Annotated in this window: 6 protein-coding genes and 1 riboswitch; of the genes, 5 read left to right on the top strand and 1 reads right to left on the bottom strand. The window is 71.0% G+C overall.

The window, feature by feature from the left end; all coding sequences use genetic code 11:
* The first annotated feature begins 28 nt into the window (after positions 1–28).
* Positions 29–188: riboswitch (cyclic di-AMP (ydaO/yuaA leader) on the top strand.
* Between the two features lie 2 nt (positions 189–190).
* Complete coding sequence (locus ABEA26_RS22300; protein WP_345594798.1) at positions 191–1,153, top strand: M23 family metallopeptidase; 963 nt, start codon at positions 191–193, stop codon at positions 1,151–1,153.
* Positions 1,154–1,365: 212 nt separating this feature from the next.
* On the top strand, positions 1,366–2,151 hold the full coding sequence (locus ABEA26_RS22295) for an SGNH/GDSL hydrolase family protein (protein WP_345594800.1): 786 nt from the start codon (positions 1,366–1,368) through the stop codon (positions 2,149–2,151).
* Positions 2,152–2,298: 147 nt separating this feature from the next.
* Here ABEA26_RS22295 and ABEA26_RS22290 read toward each other — a convergent pair whose 3' ends face one another.
* Entirely contained in the window at positions 2,299–2,883 is a 585-nt protein-coding gene (locus ABEA26_RS22290; protein ID WP_345594796.1) for a carboxymuconolactone decarboxylase family protein, read from the bottom strand.
* Positions 2,884–3,051: 168 nt separating this feature from the next.
* On the opposite strand from ABEA26_RS22290, the gene ABEA26_RS22285 reads away from it, so the two are divergent.
* The 3 genes from ABEA26_RS22285 (at position 3,052) to ABEA26_RS22275 (ending at position 8,247) form a co-directional block, all read left to right on the top strand.
* Positions 3,052–4,245 carry an MBL fold metallo-hydrolase gene (locus ABEA26_RS22285; RefSeq protein ID WP_345594794.1) on the top strand — a complete coding sequence of 398 codons (1,194 nt, stop codon included), beginning with the start codon at positions 3,052–3,054 and terminating at the stop codon, positions 4,243–4,245.
* A 1,012-nt stretch (positions 4,246–5,257) separates the two neighbouring features.
* A complete protein-coding gene (locus tag ABEA26_RS22280) occupies positions 5,258–6,424 on the top strand; it encodes a DegT/DnrJ/EryC1/StrS family aminotransferase (protein WP_345594792.1) in 1,167 nt (388 codons plus the stop codon).
* Positions 6,421–8,247, top strand: coding sequence for an HAD-IA family hydrolase (locus tag ABEA26_RS22275; RefSeq protein ID WP_345594790.1), 1,827 nt, complete (start codon positions 6,421–6,423; stop codon positions 8,245–8,247). The genes ABEA26_RS22280 and ABEA26_RS22275 overlap by 4 nt, the downstream gene beginning before the upstream one ends.
* Positions 8,248–8,360 lie beyond the last annotated feature (113 nt).

The following is an 8,360-nucleotide window of genomic DNA, read 5'->3' as shown; positions in this document are numbered from 1 at the left end:
CCTAATCCTGCCGCCGACCGGAGCCCGCATTCATCCACCACCCGTACACGGCAGGAGCGGGGGACCCACAGGTACAACCGCCTGTTCCGGTTCCCGGAACGGCTTGGGGTCAAGTCGCGTCTCGGCGCGGCCGGGCATCTCCAGCCCGCACCCGACAGCTCACCTCGCAGGCGCCGGAGAGGAAAACGACATGCCCGCGAAGGGTAAGCACCGCCGTACCAGGGCCATGCGCCTGACCCGCACCATCGCCGTCGCCGGAACCGGTGGCGCGGCGCTCGCACTCCCGCTGATGGGCGCCGCCGGTGCCCAGGCCGCTCCCGCGCAGTCCGTTTCCGAGCAGGCCGTGCAGTCCATACCGACGGCTGCGAAGCAGGCCGCCGGCAGTGGCGCCGAGAAGAACTCGGACTCGCGGACGTACACCGTCAAGAGCGGTGACTACCTCTCGAAGATCGCCGACGAGCAGGACGTCGACGGCGGCTGGAAGAAGCTGTACGCGGACAACCGCGAGGCCGTCGGCGCGGACCCCTCGATGATCCACCCCGGCCTGAAGCTCTCGGTCGGCGAGCAGGCCGCCGAGTCGTCGGCCCCCTCGTCCGCCACCGGGTCCCAGAAGCCGGCGGCCGAGAAGCCCGCCGCGCCGCAGAAGCCGTCCGCCGAGGAATCCGAGTCGACCGAGAAGTCGTCGGACGCCGCGAAGACCTCCTCGGACTCCTCCGGGGCGAGCGCCCAGTCCGCCGGCACCGCCGACGGCTTCGCCTCGCCCGTGCCCGGCGGCAGCGTCGGCACCCCGTACCACCAGACCGGCAGCATGTGGTCCAGCGGCTACCACACCGGCACGGACTTCGTCGTCCCGACCGGCACCTCGCTCAAGGCCGTCGGCGCGGGCACGGTCGTCTCCGCCGGCTGGGGCGGCGCGTACGGCAACCAGGTCGTCATCCAGCTCGCCGACGGCCACTACGCCCAGTACGCCCACCTGTCCTCGCTCTCCGTCTCCGCCGGCCAGTCGGTGACGGCGGGGCAGCAGGTCGGTCTCTCGGGTGCGACCGGCAACGTGACCGGTCCGCACCTGCACTTCGAGATCCGCACCACGCCGGACTACGGTTCGGACGTGGACCCGATCTCGTACCTGCGCTCGCACGGCGTCTCTCTCTGACCCCTCCGACAGCGCTCTGAACACAGCCTCCGTGCCTCCGAAGGCCGGGCCCCGATCCCCGGGTCCGGCCTTCGGTGTATTCCTGAATTGGTGAACACTTTAGGCGTGGTCTTTCTCACCGCCCGTCAACCCTTTCTACGGTCGCGTAGGTCACAATCCAAGGTGAATCATGGGCCGACGTGGCAGACGATTCGAAGAATGACAGCAGAGAAGTGATCGGGTCGTACGTGGCTGTGGGGGACAGCTTCACCGAGGGCGTCGGCGACCCCGGCCCCGATGGGGCGTTCGTCGGCTGGGCGGACCGGTTCGCCGTCCTGCTCGCCGACCGGCGCCCCGAGGGCGACTTCGCGTACACGAACCTCGCCGTGCGCGGCAGGCTGCTCGACCAGATCGTGGTGGAGCAGGTCCCGCGGGTCGCCTCACTCGCGCCGGACCTGGTCTCCTTCGCGGCGGGCGGCAACGACATCATCCGGCCCGGCACCGATCCCGACGAGGTGGCGGAGCGGTTCGAGCGGGCGGTGGCGGCGCTGACCGCGGCCGCCGGCACCGTCCTGGTGACGACCGGTTTCGACACCCGTGGGGTGCCCGTCCTCAAGCATCTGCGCGGCAAGATCGCCACGTACAACGGGCACGTCCGTGCCATCGCCGACCGCTACGGCTGCCCCGTGCTCGACCTGTGGTCGCTCCGGAGCGTCCAGGACCGCAGGGCGTGGGACGCCGACCGGCTGCACCTGTCGCCCGAGGGGCACACACGGGTGGCGCTGCGCGCGGGCCAGGTGTTGGGCCTGCGGGTCCCGGCCGACCCGGACCAGCCCTGGCCGCAGCTGCCGCCCCGCGGCACCCTGGACGTGCGGCGGGACGACGTGCACTGGGCACGCGAGTACCTGGTGCCGTGGATCGGACGCCGGCTGCGCGGTCAGTCGTCGGGGGACCACGTGACGGCCAAGGGGGCCTTGTCGCCGGACGACATCAAGACGTGGATCTCGACGGTGGCCTGACGGCGGGGTGCGGGTGCGGGGCGCCGGTGGGGCGGTGTCGGCTCCGGGCGGTGCGGCCCAGTGGCGCGGCGTCGTCAACGCCTCCCGCTCCAGGACCGGTTCCGTGGGCCCCGACGTGCGACGACGATCGCTTCCGCCCCCGGTGGCTCAGTCCGTCGTGTTGGTGACCGGGCCCGTGCGCCCCATGTCGGACAGGTCGCAGGAGTCCTTGAAGCCCTGGCTGGTGAGGTCGAGTGCCGCGTTCATACGGGACCGCAGGTTCTCAACGGCGACCATGGCCGTCAGCTCCACGAACGCGGGGTCGCCCAGCCGGGTCCGCAGCCGCTCGGCGAGGTCGTCGCCGACGGTGGGCGGGGTCGCAGTCACCGCCTCCGCGTACTCCATGACGTCCCGCTCCAGCGGCGTGTAGACGTCGCTCTCCCGCCACACCGGCACATCGTGGAGCTTGCGCCGGTCCATGCCGCGCTCGGCGCTCTCCCAGTAGCCGAAGTCCATGCACCAGGAGCAGCCGATCGAGGCCGCCGAGGCCATCACGGCGAGCGCCTTCAGGTCGGCGTCCAGCCCGTTCCATTTGGCCACGGACTGCTCGAACCGCAGGTCGGTCCAGAGCACGCGCGGGTTGTGGGCGAGCGCCTTGCCGGGGTCGAGGACCTTGCCGTAGGTGCGCCGGGAGTACCACTCCATGACGCGGAGGAGGAGCGTCCGGGGCGGGGTGAGGGATACGCGGGCCATGAGGGCCACCTTCCTGTCCGTCGGTCGTGCCGTTGTGTTCCGGGCGCTCCGGCCGGGGCGCCCTCACCGGTACGACGGACGGAGGGAACTCGAATGTGACATCGGGCGTTCGAGGTGACGTCGGACAAGACGACAATGAGAGCCTGACCTACTCCACCTGGAGGTACCGTGGCCCGTTTCCGTTCCCCGAGTCCGGCGCCGGTCGTGCCGCGGCCCGCGGCCTTCGGCGCGGACCCGAGCGGTGAGCGCATGGCGCGTATCCGCAGATCGCCACACTTCGACGACGGTGTCTTCCAGAACCCCGGGGGCCCCGCCCGGACCCGGCCCTCCGGATCGGCCCGTGACTTCGCCAAGATCTACTTCGACAGGCAGGCGCGGCTGAGCCGTGCCCCGCGAGGCACGGTCCCCGTGCACGCCACCACCCTCGCCGACCTCGCCCGGCCCCCCGCCACCGGACTGCGGGTCACCTGGATGGGCCACTCCAGCGTGCTCGCCGAGATCGACGGACAGCGGGTGCTCTTCGACCCCGTGTGGGGCGAGCGCTGCTCCCCGTTCCCCTTCGCCGGGCCCAAGCGACTGCATCCGGTCCCGGTGCCCCTGGCCGCCCTGGGTCCGGTCGACGTCGTCGTCATATCCCACGACCACTACGACCACCTGGACATGCCCACGATCGTGGCGCTGGCCGGCACGGACACCCTGTTCGCCGTGCCCCTCGGCGTCGGCGCCCACCTCGAACACTGGGGTGTCGGCGCCGATCGGCTGCGGGAGCTGGACTGGCACGAGTCGACACGCGTCGGCGGCCTCACCCTGACCGCCACCCCGGCCCGCCACTTCTGCGGGCGCGGGCTGCGCAGCACCCAGCACACCCTCTGGGCGTCCTGGGTCGTCGCCGGTGCGGAGCACCGTGTCTTCCACAGCGGGGACACCGGCTACTTCGACGGCTTCCGGGACATCGGCGCCACCCACGGCCCGTTCGACGCCACGATGATCCAGCTCGGGGCGTACGCCGAGTTCTGGCCGGACATTCACATGACGCCTGCGCAGGGGGTGCAGGCCCACCTTGACCTGCAGGGAGGCAGTCCGGGCGGGGTGCTGCTGCCGATCCACTGGGGGACGTTCAACCTGGCTCCGCATCCGTGGGCGGAGCCGGGGGAGTGGACGAAGGACGCGGCCGAGGAGGTCGGGCAGGCGGTGGCCTTCCCGCGGCCGGGCGAGCCGTTCGAGCCGGCGGGGAAGCTGCCGGTGGAGGCGTGGTGGCGGGCGGTGTCGGGTCCGATCGCGCACCCGTGGCGTCGTCCCCGGACCGTCGAAGGCGTGGCCGGGACGAGCAAGGGGGACCTCGACCTCGCTGGGGAGCGGTGAGGCCGGTCGGAGACGCTGGGGACGAGGTCGAGGAGATGCTCCGGCTGCTGGAGCGTCTCCCGGCTGAAGGGCGCGAGCGTGTTGTCCGGGCCTTGGACGGGGCGCCGCGCATTGAGCGTCAAGCTCCGGTTCAGTAATTCAGGCCCTTGCGGCAGCGTCCTCCGCGAGGTCGTTGCCGTATCGATCGTGGAGTCTGTCGATCGAACGGGAGTCCCGATCGGTGATCGCGGGCCCTGCCCGGCGGGAGAGCAGGGACTGGCGGTATACGAGGGCTTCTGCGCGGCAGCTTCGTTGGGGACGAAGCGGGGGAGGGTTCTGTCCAACATCATGTTCGATGGATGGCCCCCACGGAGAACCAGTCGTGCAGTGTGGCTTCTGCCTGCTCCGGGAGATCATTGATGACTTTCACGGCCAGGCCGCGCTGGGCTCCGAACAGCAGACGGAGGACAGGTTACGTGACCGTTTCGGTTGAGCGACGTCGTAAGCTTTTGCCCCGATGTCGTCGGCGGTGGGGTCGGCCCCGACCTCCTTGACGAAGGCCGTCTTCAGGGCCGGCCGGCGGAAGTCACGGGCGAGGGGCCCTGCGTTGGCGATGAAAGGTATGACGGGGATCCGCTGTCGGCTCCGGAGCTGCCGCCGGTGCTGTTGCAACCGCGGGGAAGCGTGCGCTGATCCACGCTGACGTGCTCTCTGCCGACGATGTGGCAGGGGGAGGGCCCGGACCGCGACGGGGGGACGCGGACCGGGCCGTTCGACGGGGCGTCCGGGGAGGTGCGCGCCGGCCGCCCGCCTGAAATGCTAGGGCGGCGCGCAGAATTGGGAACCCCTATGAATTCTTGCCTCCCCCTGTCTCTCGAATGGAGAACAGGGGGCCTTTTGGGCGGGGTCGTCGATTGGCGCCGCGAGTTCTCGTCGAGGGGGGTTCTAGGGGGTGATTGAGGGGGGTGGGCGATTCCTTTCCTGCGGTAGCTTCGGGCTCAGTGAAGTGAATCCGTGAGGAAGTGTGGAGACTATGAGCGGTCGTTCACCGCAGACTTTTGAATTTCCCGCCTGGCCCCAGTTCGACGAAACCGAGCGTACGGGGCTGCAGCGTGCGCTCGAACAGGGCCAGTGGTGGCGCATCGGGGGGAGCGAGGTCGACACCTTCGAGCGGGAGTTCGCCGAGTACCACGGCGCTCCTCACGCGCTCGCGGTGACCAACGGCACGCACGCTCTTGAGCTTGCGCTGCAGGTGCTCGGAGTCGGCCCGGGGACCGAAGTCATCGTTCCCGCCTTCACGTTCATCTCGTCGTCGCAGGCGGCGCAGCGGCTGGGGGCCGTCGCCGTCCCCGTCGACGTCGACCTGGACACCTACTGCCTCGACCCGGTTGCCGTCGAGTCGGCCCTCACCCCCCGGACCCGAGCCATCATGCCGGTGCACATGGCCGGGCACTTCGCAGACATGGACGCCCTGCAGAAGTTGTCGGCCGACTCCGGCGTGCCGCTGATCCAGGACGCCGCGCACGCCCATGGCGCGCGGTGGCGAGGCCAGAAGGTCGGCGAGCTCGGCTCCATCGCCGCCTTCAGCTTCCAGAACGGCAAGCTGATGACCGCGGGCGAGGGCGGCGCGGTACTCTTCCCCGACGCCGAGCAGTACGAGGCCGCGTTCCTGCGGCACAGTTGCGGTCGGCCGCGCACCGACCGCAGGTACTTCCACGGCACATCCGGGTCGAACTTCCGCCTGAACGAGTTCTCGGCGTCGGTGCTGCGCGCCCAACTCGGCCGCCTGGCCGGCCAGATCGACACCCGTGAGCAGCGGTGGCCGCTCCTTGAGAGCCTGCTCGCCGAGGTACCGGGCGTCGTGCCGCAGTCCAGGGACGAGCGCAACGACCGCAATCCGCACTACATGGCCATGTTCCGGGTTCCCGAGCTCGGCGAGGAGCGGCGCAACGCCCTGGTGGACGCCCTGGTCGAACGAGGCCTGCCGGCCTTCGTCGGCTTCCGCGCCATCTACCGCAGCGACGGGTTCTGGGAGACCTGCGCCCCGGACCTCTCGGTGGACGAGCTGGCCCGCCGGTGCCCGAACTCCGAGGCTCTGACGCGGGACTCCATCTGGCTGCACCACCGCACCCTGCTCGGTACCGAACAGCAGATGCACGACATCGCGTCCGTGATCGCCGAGACCGTGGCCGCGGCATGAGCGAGCGGCCGACCGGTGTGCCGACGAGCGGGAGGCCCGTGCGCACGGTGGTGGTCGGTCTCGGCTGGGCGGGCCGGTCGATCTGGCTGCCCAGGCTCGTCCGGCACCCGTCCTACGAAGTCACCGCCGTAGTGGACCCGGCAGCCGAAGGCCCCGTGTACCAAGGGGTCCCGCTGCACACGGACGTCGTGGAGCTCGCCCCGGACTCCGTGGACCTCGCGGTCGTCGCGGTGCCCAACCACCTGCATGCCGACATCGCGGAGAAGCTGCTGGCCAAGGGCATATCCGTCTTCGTGGAGAAGCCGGTGTGCATCGCCTCCGAGGAGGCGGACCGGCTGGCCGCCGCCGAACGCGAGGGGGGCGCAGTCCTGCTGGCCGGCAGCGCGGCCCGGTTCCGCGCCGACATCGGCGCCCTGTACGAACACGTCCGCTCCGTGGGGCGCATCCGACACATCGACGCGTCCTGGGTCAGGGCGCGCGGAGTGCCGGACGCGGGCGGCTGGTTCACCCAGGCCCAGCTCTCGGGCGGCGGCGCGCTGGTGGACCTCGGCTGGCATCTGCTCGACACCGTCTCGCCGCTGCTCGGCGCCGCCGCGGTCGAGAAGGTCTCCGGCACGGTCTCCGGCGACTTCGTCAACAGCGGTAGCGCGCGGGCCCGTTGGCGCGGCGAAGAGGAGCCCCACGGCACTCCGGAGGCGGCCGCCGATGTCGAGGACACGGCGCGCGGATTCCTCGTGACGGAGGACGGTGTCTCGGTCTCGCTGCGCGCCAGCTGGGCTTCGCACGAGCCGCGCGACCTGACGCTCATCCGCGTGGAGGGCAGCGCGGGCACCACGACACTGCGCTGCACCTTCGGCTTCAGCCCGAACCGCCACGACGGATCGGCCCTCACGCACACCCGCGACGGAGAGAGCACCGAGGTGCCCGTCGCACAGGACCCCATCGGCGCCGAGTACGACCGGCAACTCGACGCGCTCCCGGCCGAGCTGGCGGACCCGGACAGCAGGGGGCGGGCCGTCGCCGAGGCTCGCAGGACCATCGGTGTCATCGAGCGCCTCTACACATCGGCCCGCGGACGCGCCGCCCGGCGGCACGCGACAACGAGGGAGCACGGCATGGACCCGCGCATCACCGGCCTCAGCCAGGGCACCCCGACCGAGACCACCGCCGTCCGGGAACACCCCAAGAGCATCGTGGTCTTCGACCTCGACGGGGTCATCGTGGACAGCACCGAGGTGATGCGCAAGGCGTTCTCGATCGCCTACGCGGAGGTCGTGGGGGAGGGCCCGGCGCCGTTCGAGGAGTACAACCGTCACCTGGGCCGCTACTTCCCCGACATCATGCGGATCATGGACCTTCCGCTGGAGATGGAGGAGCCCTTCGTCCGCGAGAGCTACCGCATGGCCCACCTGGTACCCATGTTCGACGGGGTTCCCGAGCTGCTGCGCACCCTGCGCGAGCGAGGCTTCCGGCTCGCCGTGGCCACGGGCAAGAGCGGCCCCCGGGCCCGTTCGCTGCTCCGGCAGCTCGGCGTCCTCGACCTGTTCGACCACGTCATCGGCTCCGACGAGATCGACCGCCCCAAGCCCGCACCGGACATCGTGCTGCACGCCCTCGACCTGCTCGGCGCCGAGGCGCACAGCGCAATGATGATCGGCGACGCCGTGACCGACCTGGCCAGCGCCCGCGGCGCCGGCGTGACGGCCGTCGCGGCCCTGTGGGGCGAGAGCGACGCGGCCGCCCTGTTGGCCGCCGAGCCCGACGCCGTGCTGCGCGAGCCCGCCGATCTGCTCGCTCTGTGTCCGGCGGTCGCCACCCACTGACCGCACCGCCCGCGGGGCCCGGCCGTCCACGACGGCCGGGCTTTCGCATTGTTCACGGCGAACAGTGCGGCCGCATTGGAGGAATGCGGGTACCGCGGTTTCACCAAATGTGC

Source organism: Streptomyces marokkonensis, assembly GCF_039539045.1.
GTDB lineage: Bacteria > Actinomycetota > Actinomycetes > Streptomycetales > Streptomycetaceae > Streptomyces > Streptomyces marokkonensis.
This window is presented reverse-complemented; position numbering and strand designations above follow the sequence as displayed.

Coding starts and splice junctions, on each gene's coding strand:
- ABEA26_RS22300 (WP_345594798.1), top strand. CDS start 191: ATGCCCGCGAAGGGTAAGCACCGCCGTACCAGGGCCATGCGCCTGACC.
- ABEA26_RS22275 (WP_345594790.1), top strand. CDS start 6,421: ATGAGCGAGCGGCCGACCGGTGTGCCGACGAGCGGGAGGCCCGTGCGC.
- ABEA26_RS22290 (WP_345594796.1), bottom strand. CDS start 2,883: ATGGCCCGCGTATCCCTCACCCCGCCCCGGACGCTCCTCCTCCGCGTC.
- ABEA26_RS22280 (WP_345594792.1), top strand. CDS start 5,258: ATGAGCGGTCGTTCACCGCAGACTTTTGAATTTCCCGCCTGGCCCCAG.